The organism is Haladaptatus cibarius D43, from assembly GCF_000710615.1.
Lineage (GTDB): Archaea > Halobacteriota > Halobacteria > Halobacteriales > Haladaptataceae > Haladaptatus > Haladaptatus cibarius.
The window spans coordinates 1,583,857-1,601,934 of sequence record NZ_JDTH01000002.1 but is presented as its reverse complement, the minus strand read 5'-3'; the positions used below and the strand labels follow the sequence as shown (position 1 = coordinate 1,601,934).

Annotated in this window: 18 protein-coding genes; 9 read left to right on the top strand and 9 right to left on the bottom strand. The window is 60.8% G+C overall.

Features of this window, described 5'->3' with window-relative positions; translation table 11 throughout:
- Nucleotides 1–69 precede the first annotated feature (69 nt).
- Nucleotides 70–684, top strand: coding sequence for a winged helix-turn-helix transcriptional regulator (locus tag HL45_RS13545; protein ID WP_049971602.1), 615 nt, complete (start codon nt 70–72; stop codon nt 682–684).
- A 286-nt stretch (nt 685–970) separates the two neighbouring features.
- On the opposite strand, the gene HL45_RS13540 is transcribed toward HL45_RS13545, so the two are convergent.
- On the bottom strand, nt 971–1,210 hold the full coding sequence (locus HL45_RS13540; RefSeq protein ID WP_049971601.1) for a DUF7123 family protein: 240 nt from the start codon (nt 1,208–1,210) through the stop codon (nt 971–973).
- Nucleotides 1,211–1,406: 196 nt separating this feature from the next.
- Between HL45_RS13540 and HL45_RS13535 the strand changes: the two genes are divergently transcribed.
- Nucleotides 1,407–3,233, top strand: coding sequence for a flippase-like domain-containing protein (locus HL45_RS13535; RefSeq protein WP_049971600.1), 1,827 nt, complete (start codon nt 1,407–1,409; stop codon nt 3,231–3,233).
- A gap of 24 nt (nt 3,234–3,257) precedes the next feature.
- On the opposite strand, the gene yjjX is transcribed toward HL45_RS13535, so the two are convergent.
- Together yjjX and HL45_RS13525 are read right to left on the bottom strand one after the other, a co-directional pair.
- On the bottom strand, nt 3,258–3,797 hold the full coding sequence (yjjX, locus tag HL45_RS13530; RefSeq protein WP_049971599.1) for an inosine/xanthosine triphosphatase: 540 nt from the start codon (nt 3,795–3,797) through the stop codon (nt 3,258–3,260).
- A 35-nt stretch (nt 3,798–3,832) separates the two neighbouring features.
- Entirely contained in the window at nt 3,833–4,582 is a 750-nt protein-coding gene (locus tag HL45_RS13525) for a helical backbone metal receptor (protein WP_049971598.1), read from the bottom strand.
- Nucleotides 4,583–4,837: 255 nt separating this feature from the next.
- Between HL45_RS13525 and HL45_RS13520 the strand changes: the two genes are divergently transcribed.
- The 4 genes from HL45_RS13520 to HL45_RS13505 all read left to right on the top strand — a co-directional run bounded on the left by HL45_RS13520 (nt 4,838) and on the right by HL45_RS13505 (nt 8,238).
- A complete protein-coding gene (locus HL45_RS13520; RefSeq protein WP_211250855.1) occupies nt 4,838–5,800 on the top strand; it encodes a transcription initiation factor IIB in 963 nt (320 codons plus the stop codon).
- 65 nt (nt 5,801–5,865) lie between these two features.
- Nucleotides 5,866–6,894 (top strand): DNA-methyltransferase, encoded by a 1,029-nt coding sequence (locus HL45_RS13515; protein WP_049971596.1) that lies wholly within the window; start codon nt 5,866–5,868, stop codon nt 6,892–6,894.
- 58 nt (nt 6,895–6,952) lie between these two features.
- The gene (locus tag HL45_RS13510) at nt 6,953–7,627 is read left to right on the top strand and encodes a type I 3-dehydroquinate dehydratase (RefSeq protein ID WP_049971595.1); all 675 of its coding nucleotides are present in this window, start codon (nt 6,953–6,955) and stop codon (nt 7,625–7,627) included.
- Between the two features lie 191 nt (nt 7,628–7,818).
- The gene (locus tag HL45_RS13505) at nt 7,819–8,238 is read left to right on the top strand and encodes a DUF7575 domain-containing protein (protein ID WP_049971594.1); all 420 of its coding nucleotides are present in this window, start codon (nt 7,819–7,821) and stop codon (nt 8,236–8,238) included.
- Nucleotides 8,239–8,265: 27 nt separating this feature from the next.
- Here HL45_RS13505 and HL45_RS13500 read toward each other — a convergent pair whose 3' ends face one another.
- The 5 genes from HL45_RS13500 to trpC all read right to left on the bottom strand — a co-directional run bounded on the left by HL45_RS13500 (nt 8,266) and on the right by trpC (nt 13,160).
- Nucleotides 8,266–9,438: a 3-dehydroquinate synthase II gene (locus tag HL45_RS13500; RefSeq protein WP_049971593.1), complete on the bottom strand. Its 1,173-nt coding sequence runs from the start codon at nt 9,436–9,438 to the stop codon at nt 8,266–8,268.
- 69 nt (nt 9,439–9,507) lie between these two features.
- Entirely contained in the window at nt 9,508–10,302 is a 795-nt protein-coding gene (locus HL45_RS13495) for a 2-amino-3,7-dideoxy-D-threo-hept-6-ulosonate synthase (protein WP_049971592.1), read from the bottom strand.
- Between the two features lie 31 nt (nt 10,303–10,333).
- Nucleotides 10,334–11,152, bottom strand: coding sequence for a tryptophan synthase subunit alpha (gene trpA / locus HL45_RS13490; protein WP_049971591.1), 819 nt, complete (start codon nt 11,150–11,152; stop codon nt 10,334–10,336).
- Nucleotides 11,149–12,408: a tryptophan synthase subunit beta gene (gene trpB, locus HL45_RS13485; RefSeq protein ID WP_049971590.1), complete on the bottom strand. Its 1,260-nt coding sequence runs from the start codon at nt 12,406–12,408 to the stop codon at nt 11,149–11,151. The genes trpA and trpB overlap by 4 nt, the downstream gene beginning before the upstream one ends.
- The gene (gene trpC / locus HL45_RS13480) at nt 12,405–13,160 is read right to left on the bottom strand and encodes an indole-3-glycerol phosphate synthase (protein ID WP_084157012.1); all 756 of its coding nucleotides are present in this window, start codon (nt 13,158–13,160) and stop codon (nt 12,405–12,407) included. Before trpC ends, trpB begins: the two co-directional genes overlap by 4 nt.
- A gap of 87 nt (nt 13,161–13,247) precedes the next feature.
- Here trpC and HL45_RS13475 point away from each other — a divergent pair, with 87 nt between their 5' ends.
- A complete protein-coding gene (locus HL45_RS13475) occupies nt 13,248–13,709 on the top strand; it encodes a methylated-DNA--[protein]-cysteine S-methyltransferase (RefSeq protein WP_049971588.1) in 462 nt (153 codons plus the stop codon).
- Between the two features lie 81 nt (nt 13,710–13,790).
- On the top strand, nt 13,791–14,390 hold the full coding sequence (locus HL45_RS13470) for a GNAT family N-acetyltransferase (protein ID WP_049971587.1): 600 nt from the start codon (nt 13,791–13,793) through the stop codon (nt 14,388–14,390).
- A 781-nt stretch (nt 14,391–15,171) separates the two neighbouring features.
- Here the strand turns inward: HL45_RS13470 and HL45_RS13465 are convergent.
- Nucleotides 15,172–16,119, bottom strand: a complete 948-nt coding sequence (locus HL45_RS13465; RefSeq protein ID WP_049972043.1) for an AIR synthase family protein — start codon at nt 16,117–16,119, stop codon at nt 15,172–15,174.
- A 142-nt stretch (nt 16,120–16,261) separates the two neighbouring features.
- On the opposite strand from HL45_RS13465, the gene thsA reads away from it, so the two are divergent.
- Nucleotides 16,262–17,881 (top strand): thermosome subunit alpha, encoded by a 1,620-nt coding sequence (gene thsA, locus HL45_RS13460; protein WP_049972042.1) that lies wholly within the window; start codon nt 16,262–16,264, stop codon nt 17,879–17,881.
- The last annotated feature ends 197 nt before the right edge of the window (nt 17,882–18,078 follow it).

The following is an 18,078-nucleotide window of genomic DNA, read 5'->3' as shown; positions in this document are numbered from 1 at the left end:
TTCGTTTTTCGTTTGTAACTGTCTATCAAGCGAAGCTATTTTACGTCCCCCTCGCCTACGAGTGTGTAGATGGTTGAACCCGGTAACGTGGATGAAAATAAGCGTGCCACCCTCCGCCGGTTTGCGGTTATGGGGGCGGCCACGCCGCTGGCGAAATTCGCAGACGCAGACCGCACGGGCGAGCGAAGCGAGGCCCGGGATGCGATTGCCGGATACGTCACCACCACGCCGGGCGCTCACTTTTCGAAGGTACGCGACGACCTGCAACTCGGAACCGGCGAGACACAACACCACCTCCGACAGCTCGTGGAGGCGGGCGTCGTCGAGAGCCACCGAGACGGCGACTACCGGCGGTTTTTCCCCGCCGGGCAGTTTTCCGCGTTCGAACAAGTCGCGCTGAGCTACCTCCGCCGCGAGACGCCGCGCGGGATGCTCATCGAACTCCTCCGAAATCCGGACGCGACTGGAAGCGACCTCGCAAGCGCGCTCGACGTTTCCCGTCCGACTGTGAGCAAGTACGCCGCGGATTTGGACGAAAAAGGCCTGCTTTCCCGCGAGGACGGCTACGCCGCTCGGCATCCCGAGACGCTCATCACTCTGCTCGTTCGCTACGCCGACTCGTTCGATGCGAACGCAGAGCAGTTTGCGGGCGAGGCGGCCGGTTTGATTTCGTTCGACCCTTGATATTTTCGCTTCCACTGGTTTTCGTCTCTCGAACTCTGCCCGAATCAGTCGATTGGTGCAATTGGTGAACTAGCACATCCGATTTCGGTTCCACTTTCCGATTACTCGACAGGAGAAATATTGCATTGCTCTTCGCTACTTGTCAGTACCGTCGGTACGGATTATCCAACATCGAGCGTCGCCAGAAATCAGCGAAAACGAAACACAGCGAAACGACTGGAACGACGCAATCGAGCGCTGACTGGAACGATGCGCTCGACTGTCCACTGCGACGAACTACCCGAACTCAGGCGCTGACTTTCCACGTCGTCGAAGAGGAGTAGCCCCACTTTTCGACTTCCACGTCGAAATCGCCGTCCGCGATGGCGGTCATGTTCGTTCCGACTTCCTTCGCGGTGAGTCCGAGTTCGCTTCCGATGAGTCGCGATTTGAAATACGTCTTCGTCTCGCCGTTCTCACGGAGGTAGCGAAGGATGCGCTGTTGCTTGTCGGTGAGGGTCGTCGTGCCAGCAGTGGTAGTGCTCATACCTACGGAGAGGGCGGAGACGACCTTAGTGGGTTTGGTACGAGTAGTTAACGCCGCGCCCTCTCGTGATTTCTCCACTGTTCGCGGTGAATATAACCTCCCCCGTGGGGTGGGTTGGTACGGTTGGTTAACGGCTCGTTTCGTGACAGTCGTGGCCCAGAAGCTACTTACGGCGAGAGGATGACCTGAGTGAATAATGAGCGGTGGTTCCGTAGAGGTGAGTGTCGTCCTTCCAGCGTACAACGAGGAGGCGACCATAGAGAACACCGTCGAGACGACCCTCGACACGCTTGCATCGTTTTTACCCTCCGATAGCTTCGAGGTCATCGTCGCGGAAGACGGCTGTGACGACCGAACGCCGGAAATCGCAGACAGAATGGCAGAACAGGATAGTCGAGTTCGTCACTTCCACAGCGACGAACGACTGGGGCGCGGGGGCGCACTGAATCACGCATTCGAGGCCGCACACGGCGAGACGTTGGTCTACTTCGACACGGATTTGGCGACGGATATGTCGCATTTGGAGGAACTGGTCGAAAGCGTTCGCTCCGACGACTACGACTTCGCAACCGGGTCGCGGTGGATGCCCGAAAACGTGGCCGACCGTCCGGCGAAACGCGACTTTGCGAGCAGAGGTTTCAACGGCCTGACGCGCCTCTTTTTGCGTTCCGACTTGCGCGACCATCAGTGTGGGTTCAAGGCCTTCGACAGGACGGCGCTGTTCGACGTGCTGTCGAACGTCGAGGACAAACACTGGTTCTGGGACACCGAGGTTCTCGTGCGCGCCCAGCGCAGAGGCTACAAAATCAAGGAGTTCTCGGTGGACTGGACGCCGAAAGGAGATACGAAAGTCGACCTCGTCCGCGACGTGTTCGGCATGGGGAGTCAAATCGGACGCTGCTGGTGGGAGTTCTCCGTCGAACCGCGAATCACCCGCCGCGTGTCGATGGCCGTCGGGGTTCTACTGACCGTCATCGCCGTCGCGCTGATGAGCCTCTATCTCCCGATGGAAAGCGTGCTGACCCAGATGAGCAAGGCGAATCCCCTCCTCGTCGGCGTTGCGGCGCTCATCTACGTCGTTTCGTGGCCACTGCGCGGTGCGCGGTACAAAGATATTCTCGAAGAACTCGGCTTTACCGAGACGACGCAGTTCCTCACCGGCGCGATATTCATCAGCCAAACCGGGAACCTCGTCTTCCCCGCCCGACTCGGTGACGGCGTTCGCGCCTACGTCGTGAAAGCGCGCCGGAACATTCCGTATCCCTCCGGTTTCGCTTCGCTCGCCGTCGAGCGCGTGTTCGATCTGCTCACGATCACCGTGATGGCCGGGACGGTGCTGCTCGGCTTGACTGCCAGCGGGCAGGCCGCGGACATCGTCCAAGCGATTACGGGCGCGGAACAGCAAGAGGCCGCACAAACAGCGGTGTTCGTCGCAGCGGGCGTCGGCGGGGCGGCAATCGCGGCGGTCGGCGTCATCGTCGCCAGCGCGCGCTCCGACCGGAATCTCGTCCGCGAAGCCGTCATGAAAGTCAGTTCGGACTCCTACGCCGACTACGTGGCCAGCCTCATCGAGCGATTTACCGGCGACGTGCAAACCGTCGCAAGCGACAAGAAGGCGTTCGTCCGCGTCGGCCTGAGCAGTCTGGCTATCTGGTCGCTCGACGTGCTGACGGCCATCCTCGTACTGGTTGCCTTCCCCGACGTTTCGCTCGACCCCATCACGCTGGTCGCAGTCGGGTTCTTCGCGGTGAGCGTCGGCAACCTCGCAAAAGTGCTTCCGCTCTCGCCCGGCGGTGTCGGCCTGTACGAAGCGGCGTTTACCGTCTTCGTTGCTGGCCTGACCCCAATCTCGTGGCAGATTGCACTCGGCGCGGCGATTCTCGACCACGCGGTGAAAAACATCGTCACGCTCATCGGTGGCGTCGCGTCGATGTTCTCGCTCAACGTCTCGCTCACGCAGGCCGTCGAAGAAGGCAGCGAGATGTCGGTCGAATCCGACCCCGCGTCGTCGCTCGACGACTGAACTGGTCGGGTTCTATTTTTACGGTCAGTAGAAATCCGTGACAAACGGGGCGAGTGCCCCGGCAACTGCGTGTTCCAACGCTTCCTGCCGGTCGATTATTCCTGCCGTAAGCGCACCCGCTGCGCCCTGTTTTTTGGCTACATCCGATTCGCCGAGTGTGTCGTCCATCACTGGCCCGAGTTCCTCATCGTCCCGAATCCGTCGGGCGACGGACTCCGGTAGTTGCAGGCGCGGCCCTGCACCGCGTCCGACCGTTTTGCCGTCGGTCACTGCTGCCCACATAATGAGGTACAGACCGTCGGAACCGGGCACCTCCGCGACGCCACCTTCTAACCCGACGCCGAGGTCGTAGTCGGAATCGTCGCGCTGGCTGTCTTGGGCACGGCGGGCGCGATTTTCTGCACCCGCAATCGTTTCCGCTTCGCCGAACGGCTGTTCCGAAACGCCCGATTCGACGGCTACCGGTTCGACAACGACCGGTTCTGGATTAGCATCGAGGCTCTCGAACACCGTTTCTACCGCCGCAATTTTCACTGGATTTCGACTGCCGACTCCGACTCGCATATCTTTCACCTGTTGTTCGTCGGATTTGGCGTTTTCTACTCCAGTGCTTCCGGATGAATCCTCGCGGCCATCTCTTCGATTCCGTCGATGAGTCGCGGACTCGGTTGGTTCAACAGCGAATCGTCCAGTACGTGAACTGCCTCATCTTCTATCGCCGGAATCGACCAGTCTCGATTCAACACGACTTCAGGGTCGCTTCGCTCGCCGTAGCCACAGACGTGGAGGAAGACGTGTTCCGGTTCGACCTCCTCCACCAGCGAGCGTTCGACCGCAGTCGAACGCTCGCCCGGCGACGAAAACGGATAGCGACCGCCTGTGGCGCGAACCGCATCGGGAACCCAGTTTCCGGCCGCAGTCGGTGGGTCAGACCACTCTTCGCAGTAAACGACTGGTCGCGGAAAATCCGCGACCAGTCGCCGAACGCGCTCGACTCGACTTCGTGCGCGCCACGCGAGGTCGTGGCCCTCGCGCGGTTGCCCGATTGCTTGCCCGAGCGTGGCGAACGATTCGATTGCTTCTCCGAGCGTCCGTGGTTCGACGTGGACGACTCGATGCCCGCGGTTGCGAAGTTCGTCGCGCACTTCCGTCTGCAACGGGTCGGCAGTGAGCACGAGGTCGGGGTCGCACGCTTCGACTGCGTCGAAATCCGGGTTCAACCAGCCGCCGACTCCGGTCGCATCGACCGAGCAATGGTGCGTGACGCCGACGAGTCGGTTCGTCGCGTCGAGTTCGCGGAGCGTTTCCGTCGCACTTGGCGCAAGCGAGACGATGCGGTCTTCTACCATTGGTTTGGCACTGATTCGAACGGAAGTAAACGTTCCCTTACCCGATGGAAATGGGGGCTTAAACATTTCGCTCGTCTGACGCCGGACGGCTATTTCACGGCGTGTGTGACTGTTTCACGAACGAATGGCGGGCCAAAAACGAATCCTTTAAGTATGTTTCGTCCTAACGACGAGTTAAGAGTAGCGGCGTCCGGGTTTTTCAGGCTATTCCCTGCCCGGTAGCCGACGCTCCCTCCCCCCGGAGGGATGTTTCACATGCCAAAAACGTCAATCCGAACGAGAACCGAAGAAACCGAAGTCGAAGAGCAACGAAACGAAGGCCAGAGCTGTCCCGAATGCGGCGGCAAACTCGTCGCCGATTCCGGCCACGGCGAAACCCTCTGTGAAGACTGCGGACTGGTCGTCGATGAGGACAACGTCGACCGCGGCCCGGAATGGCGCGCGTTCGACGCCAAAGAAAAGAACGAGAAATCCCGCGTCGGCGCGCCGACGACGAACACGATGCACGACAAGGGTCTCTCGACCAACATCGACTGGCGAAACAAGGACGCCTACGGCAATTCGCTCGGGTCACGCCAGCGCGAGAAGATGCAGCGACTCCGCAAGTGGAACGAGCGCTTCCGCACCCGCGACAGCAAGGAGCGTAACCTCAAACAGGCGCTCGGCGAAATCGACCGCATGGCAAGCGCCCTCGGTCTGCCGAACAACGTCCGGGAGATGGCAAGCGTCATCTACCGACGTGCGCTGAACGAAGACCTGCTCCCCGGACGTTCCATCGAGGGCGTCTCGACGGCCTGCGTCTACGCCGCCGCGCGACAGGCCGGTGTCCCGCGCAGTTTGGACGAAATCACGGATGTGAGCCGAGTCGAGAAAAGCGAAGTGGCGCGCACCTACCGTTACGTCGTGCGCGAGCTCAAGTTGGAAGTTCGCCCCGCTGACCCCGAAAGCTACGTCCCACGGTTCGCATCCGGACTCGACCTTTCGGACGAGGCCGAGCACCGCGCCCGCGAACTCCTGAAGAACGCGAAAGAACAGGGCGTCCACAGCGGTAAATCGCCGGTCGGACTCGCCGCCGCGGCGGTGTACGCTGCCGCGCTCCTGACCAACGAGAAGACGACGCAGGCGGAAGTGAGCGAAGTCGCCGACATCAGCGAAGTCACGATTCGCAACCGCTACCACGAACTGCTCGAAGCGGAAGAAGGAACCGTCGCGCTGTAATTTCTCCCCGACCAGTTTGAAAAGATGTTTTTGCGGTGCGCCGATACGTCCACACAGCAACTGCAATGGAAACCGAGCACGAGATTCACGTCGGGGACGCAAGCGACTGTGCGCTTCCCGACGATTCGATAGACCTCGTCGTCACTTCTCCGCCGTACCCGATGATAGAGATGTGGGACGACCTGTTTTCCGGGCTGAACCCGGACATCGCGTCGGCACTGGAACGTGAGGACGGGGACACCGCTTTCGAGTTGATGCACGACGAACTCGACGGCGTGTGGTCGGAACTCGCCCGCGTGCTAAAACCGGGCGGCATTGCAGTCGTCAACGTCGGCGATGCGACCCGCAAGGTCGATGGAACCTTTCAACTGTTTCCGAATCATTCCCAAATCCTTCAAAGGCTACGAACGCAGGGGCTTCGCCCGCTTCCCGATATTCTCTGGCGAAAACCCTCGAACCGTCTGACGAAGTTCATGGGGTCGGGGATGCTCCCGCCGAACGCCTACACCGCCCTCGAACACGAATATCTGCTCGTCTTCCGAAACGGCGATTCGCGGCGGTTCGAACCCGGTGCTGACCGGCGGTACGAGGCGGCGTACTTCTGGGAGGAGCGAAACGACTGGTTTTCAGACCTCTGGACTGCGGTTCGGGGCGAGATACAGGAACTCGACCATGGCGACCTGCGCGAACGCTCCGCGGCGTTTCCGTTCGAACTCCCCTATCGTCTCATTTCGATGTTTTCCGTCTACGGCGACACCGTCCTCGACCCGTTCTGGGGAACCGGAACAACCTCCATCGCGGCGATGGTCGCGGGGAGAAATTCGGTCGGCTACGAACTCGAATCCGACTTTACTGCCGTGTTCGAAGAGCGCACCGAACAGGTGGCTGGTCTTTCACACGATGTCATTCAGCGACGACTCGACGACCACCGCGAGTTCGTCGCTGAACACGACGGGGCGCTCGCCTACAACTCAGACCACTACGATTTCCCGGTCAAAACGGCCCAAGAGAGAGAGCTACAATTTTACGAAGTGGCCGACGTGACCCGCGACGGGAATCGGTTTTTCGCCGCGCACGAACCGTACTCCGAGTGACTTTTCGCTCTTTTCCCCTTCCGGGTAGCCTTTTGTCCCGCCGAACCGACACCACGGTATGACCTTCGATTCGTTCACCCTCGCGGCGAGCACCGCGGTTCTCGCGGACGAACCGCGCGCCCGCGACCACGCCAACGTGGTCGAATTTCGCATGGATTTGGCGGACGACCCACTCACTCAACTGGCTAATTACGACGGCAACCTTCCGGTTCTCGCCACGAATCGTGCGTCGTGGGAGGGTGGTGAGGCTACCGGCGACGAATCGAGATTGAACGCCCTCGAAACCGCCGTGGAGTACGACGCTGTCGCCGCAATCGACCTCGAACTGGAGTGTCTGCTGTCGGGGGAGGGCAACCGAGTAATCGAACATGCTCGCAAGCACGGCTCGGCAGTCGTCGCCTCGATTCACGATTTCGAGGAAACGCCCGGCGGAAAACGGATGCGGGAACTGCTGGAACAGGCTACCGACTACGCCGACGTGGGAAAACTCGCGGTCACCGCGGATTCGCGTTCCGACGTTCTCGATTTGCTCTCGGTGACGAATCGACTGACCGAGCGCGGGCGAACCGTGGCGACGATGGCGATGGGCGAAATCGGTCGCCATTCGCGCGCCGTCGCCCCGATTTACGGGTCGAAAATCGGCTACGCGCCGCTGGATTCGGCGGACGCGACGGCTCCGGGGCAGTACGATTTGGTAACACTGTCGCGGTTGGTTCGAGAACTTCAGAGATGACGCCGATTTTTGATCGGTTGCTGATACCGACTGCAAGTCACATTGCCAGTGAGTTGTAGAGTCGAAGCTGATAGAGAGCTAGTTGCAACTCGCCAAAACTGATTTGTATCAATTATTTCCCATCATAAACATCGCCGCCTCGAAAGCCGTATTGCAAGGATTTAACACCGCCCGCCAACAACCCACGAAAAATGACACGAAAGCGCCCGTGGCTGGCGGCAGTCTTGGCTCTCGTCTATCCCGGGTTCGGACACGCCTATCTGCGTCAGTGGCTTCGCGCGCTTCTCTGGTTTGCCTTCGCCCTCGTCACCGCCATGGTCTTCATCCCGCCGGAGACGTTTCAGGCGGTTGAGGGTGCCGGGTTCTCCGCCTACTACGAGCAATTGCAGGCACTGCCCTTCGAGGTTACCCTCCCGATTCTCGTCGTCCAGTTGTGTAACGTCATTGATGCCTACTGGTCTGCACTCCGGAACAACCGGGCGTCGGCCACGACGACGACGGACGGCGAGGGCGAAGTGCGCTGTCCGCACTGTCGGAGGAACGTGGACGAAGACCTCGACTTCTGTCACTGGTGTACGAATCCAATCGACACCGAACCGGCGGCCCAGTAAATCGAGTTCGAATTTCTCTTTTCCGAACTACTGCTCGATGATGCTCTCTTCGACGCTTTCGCCGAAGTGGCGCGCACCGCCTTCCAGATAGAGCTTCAGTTCGTCGCCGACTTCGAGGTCGGTCACTGCTTTTCTGCCGTCCTGCGTGGCGACTTTGATGGTTTCTGCGTTCTGAAGCAGTGTTTCAACTCGGTCGCCGTTCGCGGTTTCGACTTCGACGCGAAACATCGGGCGCTTCTCGATTTTCACTCGTCCGACGACTGCCTCACGGGTGTTGCCGTCGGTGTCAACCAACTGAACTTCGTCGCCGCTCTGAAGTTCGGCGAGGTATTTCGTCCCGCCATCCGGCACACGAACGTAGGCGTGGACTGCGCCCGCGTTCACCCGGAACGGCCGTGAGGCGACGTATGGCGATTCGGCGGTTTCCGCATGAACGAAAAAGAGGCCCCGCGACATCGACCCGACGAGCATGCCCTCGTCGTGTTCCATCAACGACCCGGTATCGACGCAGACGCGGTCTGCACTTCCGGTCTGTTCGATGGTTAGTACCTCTCCCCACTCCAAGTCGAGCGTTTCGCGCTCCGCAGCGTCCCGAACGTCCACCGTCGCGCGAATTTCGTCCGGGCTGTCGCTGTCGAGCAGTACCGCATCGGCACCGAGTTCCAGCGTCTCGAACGCGGTTCGGGCCTCCTCGGCGTTCGTAACGCCCGCGACCAAATCGGTTTCTTCGCCGATTCTGGCGATGAGGTTTTCGAGCGGGATTATCGTCCAATCCTCGCCGACGACGATGGTGTACTCCGCTTCTTCTGCCGCGGCCTCGGCGAACGCTTCGTACTCTTCGCTCAGGATACGGACGAAGGCACCTTCCGCCGCGCCCTCGCGCCGGAGCGTCGAGAGGTCGGCGGAACCGGAGAAGTCGGATGGAAGGTCAACCGTGCCGTCGCCCTCGCCGTCCTTGCCGACGATTCTAGCGTCCGGTTCGGGCACTTCATCGTTCGCTTCCACGTCGAAAACGTGAACGTCGCTGTCGGCACGAAACGCCGCGACGTTGACTTCGCCGAGTTTTCGCACGCGCTCTACGTCGCGTTCGTCAACCAGCACCCAGTCAACACCAGCTTCCAACCCGGCGGTAATTCGTTTGCGGCGGTCGTCCCAGTCGCCGACCTCGGAGTCGGCTTTCAGCCACACGGAGCGTGTCATGTTTTCACGGTCGAATCGGGGTGGCTTCAACGTGGCGAATACGGCGATGTTTCTACGGAAAATTACAGCTTACACATTCGCCAACAGGCCGACTTCGGAAAGCGCGTCTTCAGCGGACAAATCGTCGTGAACGACGCCGGAAACCGCGCGTGCAATCGCTTCCGGATTGTCGTGCTGGAAGACGGAGCGGCCGATAGAAACGCCCGCCGCGCCCGCGTCCATCGCGCCGCGAACCGCATCGAGGGTTGCTTCGTCGCCTTCCGGCGCGCCGCCCGCAATCACCACGGGGAGGCGCGTCGATTCCACGACGTGTTCGAAGCTCTCCGAATCGCCGCTGTAGGCTGTTTTCACGACATCCGCGCCGACCTCTTCCGCGAGTCGTACTGCGTGGCCGAGGTTTTCCGCGTCGTGTGCATCGATATCCGGGCCGCGGGCGTAGGACATGGCGAGGACGGGCATGCCGAACTTGTCGGCCTTGCTACAGACTTCCGCGAGGTCGGTGATTTGCTTGGGTTCGTAGTTGCTTCCGACGTTGATATGAAAAGAGACGGCGTCGGCACCGGCCCGAATCGCTTCCTCGACGGTGCCGGTCATTCGTTTGTCGTTCGCGTCCGGGCCGATAGATGTGGAGGCATTTAGATGGACGATGTAGCCCGCATCGTTTTTGTTCGGATGGACGCGTGGTGCGATTCCCTTTTGCGTGAGAACGGCGTCCGCGCCGCCCCGTGTCACTGCGTCGATCGTCGATTCGATGTCTTTCAGGCCGCGTACTGCGCCCAGTGTAATGCCGTGGTCCATCGGAACGATGACGAAGCGTCCGTCCCGTCCGATGCGGTCGAGTCGTGCTGCAATTCCAGTGTTCATTGTGTGACTGTGTAGCAAGCTAGTGTGAAATTCATTCCGGTTGCGGTACTTCCTGTGTCCCGTTGCGTGCCCCGGATTTGAGTTCCGCGGCTTTCGATTCGAGGCGTTCGGCGACGTTCTCGCCCGAGGCGATGATGTCCACGAGGGCGCTTCCGACGACGACGCCGGAAGCGCCCGCCGAGATGATTTCTTTGGCGTGGTCGCCCTCGCTCACGCCGAAACCGACCACCTTCGGCAGGTCAGTTTCGGCGAGTCGCCCGAGACTGTCGTGGGTTGCACTGCTCACGTCGGCCTGCGCCCCGGTGGTTCCCATCCGGGCTTGCACGTAAACGAATCCCGACGCCTGCGAGAGAATTTTGGCCTCGCGCTCGTCCGTGGTGGTCGGCGCGACGATGAACACGAGGTCGAGGCCGTGTTCGTCGCAGGCCTCCCGAAGCGGGTCGCTTTCTTCGACTGGGAGGTCGGGGACGATGAGTCCCGAAACCCCGGCCTCTCCGGCGGCGGAAACGAAGGATTCGACCCCCTCGGATTCACCATACTGGTAGATGAGGTTGTAGTAGGTCATGCAGACGATTGGGACATCCACGTCCAACTCGGCCACAAGGTCGAGATATTTGTCGGGCGTCATCCCGCCGGAAAGCGCGCGCTGGATGGCGTTCTGAATCGTCGGGCCGTCCGCAATCGGTTCCGAAAACGGTAGGCCGAGTTCGATGACGTCCGCGCCACCCTCCGCGAGGGCGCGGACGTATTCCTTCGTCGATTCCGGATCCGGGTCGCCAGCGACGACGTAGGGAATCAAAGCCGGTTCGTCGGAGAAAGCGGATTCGAGGGCCGATTGTTGATTGCTCATTTGAATACCTCCATGCTCGGCGCGGTGTCGATGCCCCGCTTCTCGCTTTCCTCGATGACCGTATCGAGGTCTTTGTCCCCTCGTCCAGAGACGTTGACGACGACGAGGTCGCCCAAGTCGTCGGCTTCGTCCGAATTTCGTGCTTCTTCTACGTAGGCAATCGCGTGACTCGATTCCAGCGCGGGGATAATTCCCTCCAATTTCGACAGTCGGTGGAACGCTTTGAGCGCGGCGTCATCGCCGACGCTCACGGGCGTCACGCGACCGGTTTCCGCGAGATGCGCGAGTTCCGGGCCGACGCCGGAGTAGTCCAATCCCGCGCTCACGCTGTGAGATTCGAGAACTTGGCCGTCTCTGCTCTGAAGCAGTTTGGTTCGTGCGCCGTGAAGCACGCCGTCTTCACCCGTCGAAAGTGACGCGGAGTGCGGAGCGAGTCCTTCGTCCTCCTCAATCGTCAGGCCCGACCCACCTGCTTCGACTGCGAACAGGGACACGTTCTCGTCGGAGACGAATTCGTGGAACGCGCCCATCGTGTTCGACCCGCCGCCCGCGCAGGCCACAACACTGTCCGGCAATCGTCCGGCCTGTTCCTGAATCTGTTCTCTCACTTCCTTGCTGATGATCGCCTGAAAATCCCGAACCATCTGCGGGAAGGGGTGCGGGCCGACGACGCTCCCGATGACGTAGTGGGTGTCCTCCACGTTCGTCGCCCAGTCGCGCATCGTCTCGTTGATGGCCTCTTTGAGCGTTCCCGAGCCAACGTCCACGGGATTCACTTCCGCGTCGTGGGTTCGCATTCGGAAGACGTTCGGGCGCTGGCGGTTGATGTCGGTGCGGCCCATGTACACCTCGCAGTCGATGCCGAGGTAAGTCGCGGCCATCGCGGTTGCCGTGCCGTGTTGGCCCGCGCCGGTTTCAGCCACGATTCGGTCTTTGCCCATGTACTTCGCCAGCAAGACCTGTCCGAGCGCGTTGTTCAGCTTGTGCGCCCCGCCGTGGAGCAGGTCTTCCCGTTTCAGATAGATGTCGCGGTCGTATCGCTCGCTCAGGGCGTCGGCGCGCTGGAGGGGCGTCGGTCGCCCGCCGAAGTCGCGGAGGTGGCGACGAAACTCGTCCATGAAGCCATCCTCGTTTTCAAGGACGTATCGCTCGTAGGCCGATTGAAGTTCCTCGATGGCGGGCATGAGGACTTCCGGGACGTACTGGCCGCCGTAGTCGCCGAATTTTCCTTCTTTTTCGAACTCGGCGTCGCTCATGCGGAAACCAACCTCCGCGTGTTCTCGGCCACGTCGCCGTCCATAATCGCGCTCCCGACGAGAAGAGCGTCTGCGCCCGCCTCACGCATTCGTCGGGCGTCCTCGGGCGTCGTGATTCCGCTTTCCGCGATGCAGGTCATATCGTCCGGCACTTCGGGTACAACTGACTCGAAGGTGTCGAGGTTTACTTCCAGTTTGCCGAGGTCGCGGTTGTTCACGCCGAGGATGTCTGCGCCCGCGTCTATCGCTTTTTCCAGTTCCTGGTGCGTGTGAACCTCGACGAGAACCTGAAAGCCGCGCGCTCTTGCTGCTGTGACCAGTTCCGAAAGGTTGTCACCCACGAACCGCGCGATGAGCAGGACGAGGTCGGCTTCCACCACGTCCAGTTGCGCTTCCTCCACGACGAAATCCTTGCGGAGAACCGGAACGCCCACGGCTTCACGAACCCGGCGCAGGTTCTCGGCCGACCCGCCGAAATGCTCCGGTTCGGTCAGCACCGACAACGCGGTTGCCCCGCCTTCGACCATCTCTTTCGCCAGTTCGACTGGGTCGTCGGTTCGGTTGCCATCCGTCGTCGGACTCGTCGGCTTTACTTCCGCGACGACCGGCATTTTGCCCACCGACTCCGTGCGTGCAATCGCGTCGGAAAACGAGCGCGCGTCTACCGACACGCGCTCGTCGGGTGTGTCTCGTTTTCTCGCGTCCCGAAGTATGGACTGCACCGCGGGTGCGAGTTCGCCTTCTGCGTCCATCATCGTACATTAACGAACTAGTTTGTACATAAGACTTGTGTCCACGAGACGCCAATCTTGAATAGTCGGACGTGCGTTTTCTCCGGTATGGACGAGAATGCCGGGATCTACGCGCAGGAATCGGCCTATCTGGGCCGGTTCGTGCAAATCGGGGTGGCGAGCGGTCGCGTTTTACGCGTCACGTTCCCCCGCGAAGCGGACGACGACGCCGAGGAAGACCACGCGGTGCTCGACAGAATCATCGCGTATCTAGAAGGTGTCGAGGATGATTTCGAAGACGTGCAGGTTGCACTGACGCTTCCCACCGACCAGCGAGGCGTTCTCGAAGCGGTGCGAAACGTTCCCTACGGCGAACAGGTGAACGTCGAAACCCTGACCCGGATGACATCCGGACTCGACCACACCGAGGAGGCGGATTTGGAACTCGCCCGGACTGCCTTGGACGCGAATCCCGCGCCCCTTCTGGTTCCCGACCATCGGATTCGTGACGGGCCGAGTGCGGCACCGCCGGATGTGGAACAGAAGTTGCGGTCGCTGGAAGGGTTGTAATTTCTTTCTCGTTTTCCCCATCGAACTTCCCTTGCTATTGCGGTGGATGACTTTTTGATGACCGCGAACGTATCTCTCCCCATGTACGTCCGGGATGCCAAAAACAGAGAGGAAGTCTGGCTACTCGATAACATCGAGGCGATGGGACTGGACGAAACCGCCTTCCGCTCCCGGGATTACGTCATCGCCATCGACGAGGATTCCGGAACGAAAGCCGGGTTCGGACGAATTCGAATCCACAAACCCGACGATTCGCCCGACATCTGTGAGTTGACCAGCATCGGCGTCGTCTCCGCGTGGCGCGAGCAGGGCGTCGGCGCGCACGTCGTAGAACGACTCATCGACAAAGCCGGGGACAACGATTTCGAGGAGGTGTACGCCCTCGTCGGCGTTCCCGACTACCTCGCGCAGTTCGGATTCGAACCCATCGACACGAGTGACCTGCCCGAGAAACTTCGGGACAGACTCGAATCGAAGCGCGAACAGACGGAACCCGACGCCATCCCAATGGTGCTTTCGGTCGGCGAGTTCGAGATGCCCGACCGACTGCGCGAACGATTTAAGCAAGCACGGGAACGGGCGGTTTCGGAGTCGGTGGAGAACGACACCGAAGGAATGGCCGAAGAGTTCGGTATCGACCCCGACGAGGCGACCTACAAGTACGACACCGGTCGTCACTAACACGAGAATTAGTTTTCTTTTTGGAAATCTCGCCTTTTGTATTGCTCGGTAGTTCTGACTCTGTGTGTACCACATCGGGGTGATGGTTGTGTCACGTAATTTGAGGTGCAGTAGAGTTGCCGCTAGGTAATCACGACTCCAATCAAACCGCTCCGCCACCGCACCGCCTGCTCGCGGTTGCAGCGTCGTCTCGCGGCTTCGCCGCTCGACTGTCCGCGGAACACAGTTCCGCGCTACTCGCGTTCGAGATTTCTTCGAAATCTCGTTCGCCACACGCCTCCCCAACCAATTCCTTTGCTCGCTGACACTCGCTTCTGTCATCCCTCGCGCGGTTTTGGTTCGCCTTCTCGGAGGTGAACTCCTCGACGGTTCGCCAGCGCGCGCCGTGTCGTTTGACTGACCTGCCGCATGGTTGCGCCAGCGCACTCGGGCGAGTGACGAACGACAGTGAGGCATGTAGCCCAAACCTGCGCTGGCGGGGAGGTGTGGGGAGACTGCCGTTGCGGTGCGGAGGCGGTGGTGGTTCCTCGGTGTCCTCGTGAACGAAGTGAGCGAGGGCTCGTCAGAGCTTGTCTCTGACGGTGGATGAAGGGCGAGGGAGGAGCGACCGGAGGGAGTGACGACTGAGGGCTTCGTTTGGAGTCGTGACTTGCGGACAACACCGAAAATAGACCTGAACCCTCCCGTATCTAAAGATTGGCCATCCACGAGACAATAACTGTTCTAACAGTTCGACAGTCAATAAAACCCAAATAATGCTATGAAACCCGTCTTTTGATGGCTATTCCCAGAGGTGGTACAAATCGTCCCGAGGCGGTTCTGAAACCACCTCTTCGTCCACCACCAGTTCGCCATCCCCGTCCACGACTCGACCAATCTCATCCGCCGAAATCCCCGCCTCGTATAGGTCTGAAAGAACCGCCGAAACTGCGTCCTCCGGAACCGCGGCCAACAATGCTCCAGACCCGAAAATCCGGAGTGGGTCGACGCCCATCGTGTCACAAAGCTCCCGCGTTACGTCCCGAACCGGCACGTCCTCGCGCGCGACTTCGAGACACACGCCGGAGGCTTCGGCCATCTCCAGCAGGCCGGTGACCACCCCACCCTCGGTCGGGTCGTGCATGGCCGTGGCATCCTCACGTAGAATTCGGGCATCTTCGACCACGCTGATTTCCTCGAAGAAGGATTCGCCCCGGTTCGCATTCTCGCCGACTTCGTCCCGGAAATCGGTTGCGAGGATGGCCGTGCCTTCGATTCCGGCCCCCTTGGTCAGAATCAGTCTGTCGCCGGGTTCCGCCCCGCCGGTCGGAACGAACGCGTCGGTAAGTCCCATGGCGGTCATCGTTACCATCGGTCGCGAGAGGTCGGGGGCGTATTCGGAGTGGCCGCCGACGATTGCGACGCCCAACTCACGGGCAGAATCGTCTATCTGCTGGGTCACCACGTCCAGCGTTTCTGGGTCGTCGTCCGACAAAAACACGACGTTCGTCAACCAGCGCGGGTCTGCGCCGGAGGCGGCCACGTCGTTGCAGGCGACGTTGACGGCCAAGGTTCCGAGTCGTTCGCGGGCCAGCGACAGCGGGTCGGAGCTCACGACGAGCGACTGGTCGCCGACGCGAATTTCGGCGGCGTCCTCGCCGTATCCGGGACCGACCTGTACGTCGTCGTCTCGCGCACCCGTGCGCGAGACGACCATCGCAAGATCGTCGGGGTCGAGTTTGCCTATCATTTCCTGAAATTTCTCACGGCGGGGGGATGTGCGTTTCGCCACGAGACACGGTGAGAACGGGTTCGGAAACGCTTCGACTGAGTCGGGATAGTTCTTTTGTGGATGCCCTCGTACCTCGGTCGGGGGTACCATGGCAGACAGAATGCAGACGGGACCGATTCTGATACTCGGAGAGGATGCACAGCGAACCAGCGGGCGCGACGCCCGCGAGATGAACGTCACGGCGGCGAAGGCCGTCGCCGAGGCGGTACGAACTACCCTTGGGCCGCGAGGGATGGACAAGATGCTCGTCGATTCGATGGGGGACGTGGTCATCACGAACGACGGCGTCACCATCCTCAAGCAGATGGACATCGAGCACCCGGCGGCGACTATGGTGGTCGAAGTCGCGGAAACACAGGAAGACGAAACCGGGGATGGAACGACCAGCGCGGTCATTCTCGCTGGCGAGCTGCTGAAGCGGGCAGAAGACTTACTCGAACAGGGCGTCCACCCGACCGTCGTCGCCCGTGGCTATCGACTGGCCAGCGAGGAGGCGCGCGATGTTCTCCAATCGAAATCGTATCCGGTCGAAGAGGCTGGGTTGCTGACCGAAATCGCACAAACTGCCATGACCGGAAAGGGGGCGGAAGCCGCGAAGGAGGCGCTTTCGGAACTCGTCGTCACCGCGGTACGGGCGGTTCAGGACGAGGAGGAAATCGATCTGTCAAACGTTGCCGTCGAAACCATCGTCGGAGGTGGTATTTCTGATTCCGAACTCGTAGAAGGCATCGTCGTAGACAAAGAACGGGCCGACGACAACATGCCGTGGCAGGTCGATGACGCCAAAATCGCGCTCATCGATACGCCGATAGAGGTGCGCGAAACCGAAACGGACACTTCTGTCAGCGTCACCGACCCCGACCAACTGACGACGTTCATCGAGCGCGAGGAAGCGCAACTCCGCGAGATGGTCGATAGAATCACCGACAGCGACGCGAACGTTGTCTTCTGCCAGAAAGGAATCGACGACATGGCCCAACACTTACTCGCCAAGGGAGGCGTCCTCGCCGTTCGCCGAACGAAAGCGAGCGACATGAACCAACTCGCGCGGGCAACGGGCGGCAAAGTCGTCTCCAGTTTGGACGACATCGACCCCGAAGACCTCGGCGAGGCGGGAACCGTCGGCGAACGCGATGTCGGAGGCGACACCATGATTTTCGTGGAGGACTGCGAGAATCCGAAAAGCGTCACCCTGCTCCTCCGCGGCGGAACAGAACACGTCGTAGAAGAGGTCGAACGCGCCGTAGAGGACAGTCTGGGCGTGGTTCGCGTGACCCTCCTCGACGGACAAGTCCTTCCGGGCGGCGGTGCGCCCGAAACGGAACTGGCCCTCGCTATCCGCGATTACGCCGACAGCGTCGGCGGGCGGGAACAACTCGCCGTCGAAGCCTTCGCCGACGCGATGGAGGCCATTCCGCGCACCCTCGCGGAGAACGCGGGCGTCGGCCCGATCGATGCCTTGACCGACCTTCGAAGCCAGCACGACGCCGGAGAAGAAGACGCCGGACTCACCGCCGAAACCGGCGAGGTGACCGACATGCTGGACGCCGGCGTGGTCGAACCCCTCCGCGTGAAAACCCAAGCCATCCAGAGCGCAACGGACGCCGCGGAACTCCTGCTCCGCATCGACGACGTGATTTCGGCAGGTGACCTCGGCAAAAGCGAAGGTGGGGAGGAACCCGAGATGGGCGGAATGGGCGGGATGGGCGGCGCGATGTAGCACCACGGAACATCCTCGCTCGGTTCGTCTTGTCGGTGCTGAATGGGGCAGTAATAAACACAGGGTAACGGACGCAGAAATCCCCTGTCCGCCCGCTCACGGTCGCTGGCGCGAGATATTCCGGTCTCTCAGCAACGCCCGACCGGAATAGTAGCTCGCGCAGACGACCACGATGAACGCGAGTTGACGGCCCCTTT

Bases quoted from the DNA above. Each gene is read 5' to 3' on its own strand.
- HL45_RS13510 (WP_049971595.1), top strand. From the start codon at position 6,953: ATGACCTTCGATTCGTTCACCCTCGCGGCGAGCACCGCGGTTCTCGCG.
- HL45_RS13525 (WP_049971598.1), bottom strand. From the start codon at position 4,582: ATGGTAGAAGACCGCATCGTCTCGCTTGCGCCAAGTGCGACGGAAACG.
- HL45_RS13495 (WP_049971592.1), bottom strand. From the start codon at position 10,302: ATGAACACTGGAATTGCAGCACGACTCGACCGCATCGGACGGGACGGA.
- trpB (WP_049971590.1), bottom strand. From the start codon at position 12,408: ATGAGCGACGCCGAGTTCGAAAAAGAAGGAAAATTCGGCGACTACGGC.
- HL45_RS13475 (WP_049971588.1), top strand. From the start codon at position 13,248: ATGGACGAGAATGCCGGGATCTACGCGCAGGAATCGGCCTATCTGGGC.
- HL45_RS13540 (WP_049971601.1), bottom strand. From the start codon at position 1,210: ATGAGCACTACCACTGCTGGCACGACGACCCTCACCGACAAGCAACAG.
- trpC (WP_084157012.1), bottom strand. From the start codon at position 13,160: ATGGACGCAGAAGGCGAACTCGCACCCGCGGTGCAGTCCATACTTCGG.
- HL45_RS13545 (WP_049971602.1), top strand. From the start codon at position 70: ATGGTTGAACCCGGTAACGTGGATGAAAATAAGCGTGCCACCCTCCGC.
- thsA (WP_049972042.1), top strand. From the start codon at position 16,262: ATGCAGACGGGACCGATTCTGATACTCGGAGAGGATGCACAGCGAACC.
- HL45_RS13520 (WP_211250855.1), top strand. From the start codon at position 4,838: ATGCCAAAAACGTCAATCCGAACGAGAACCGAAGAAACCGAAGTCGAA.
- HL45_RS13535 (WP_049971600.1), top strand. From the start codon at position 1,407: ATGAGCGGTGGTTCCGTAGAGGTGAGTGTCGTCCTTCCAGCGTACAAC.
- HL45_RS13465 (WP_049972043.1), bottom strand. From the start codon at position 16,119: ATGATAGGCAAACTCGACCCCGACGATCTTGCGATGGTCGTCTCGCGC.
- yjjX (WP_049971599.1), bottom strand. From the start codon at position 3,797: ATGCGAGTCGGAGTCGGCAGTCGAAATCCAGTGAAAATTGCGGCGGTA.
- trpA (WP_049971591.1), bottom strand. From the start codon at position 11,152: ATGAGCAATCAACAATCGGCCCTCGAATCCGCTTTCTCCGACGAACCG.
- HL45_RS13470 (WP_049971587.1), top strand. From the start codon at position 13,791: ATGTACGTCCGGGATGCCAAAAACAGAGAGGAAGTCTGGCTACTCGAT.
- HL45_RS13500 (WP_049971593.1), bottom strand. From the start codon at position 9,438: ATGACACGCTCCGTGTGGCTGAAAGCCGACTCCGAGGTCGGCGACTGG.
- HL45_RS13505 (WP_049971594.1), top strand. From the start codon at position 7,819: ATGACACGAAAGCGCCCGTGGCTGGCGGCAGTCTTGGCTCTCGTCTAT.
- HL45_RS13515 (WP_049971596.1), top strand. From the start codon at position 5,866: ATGGAAACCGAGCACGAGATTCACGTCGGGGACGCAAGCGACTGTGCG.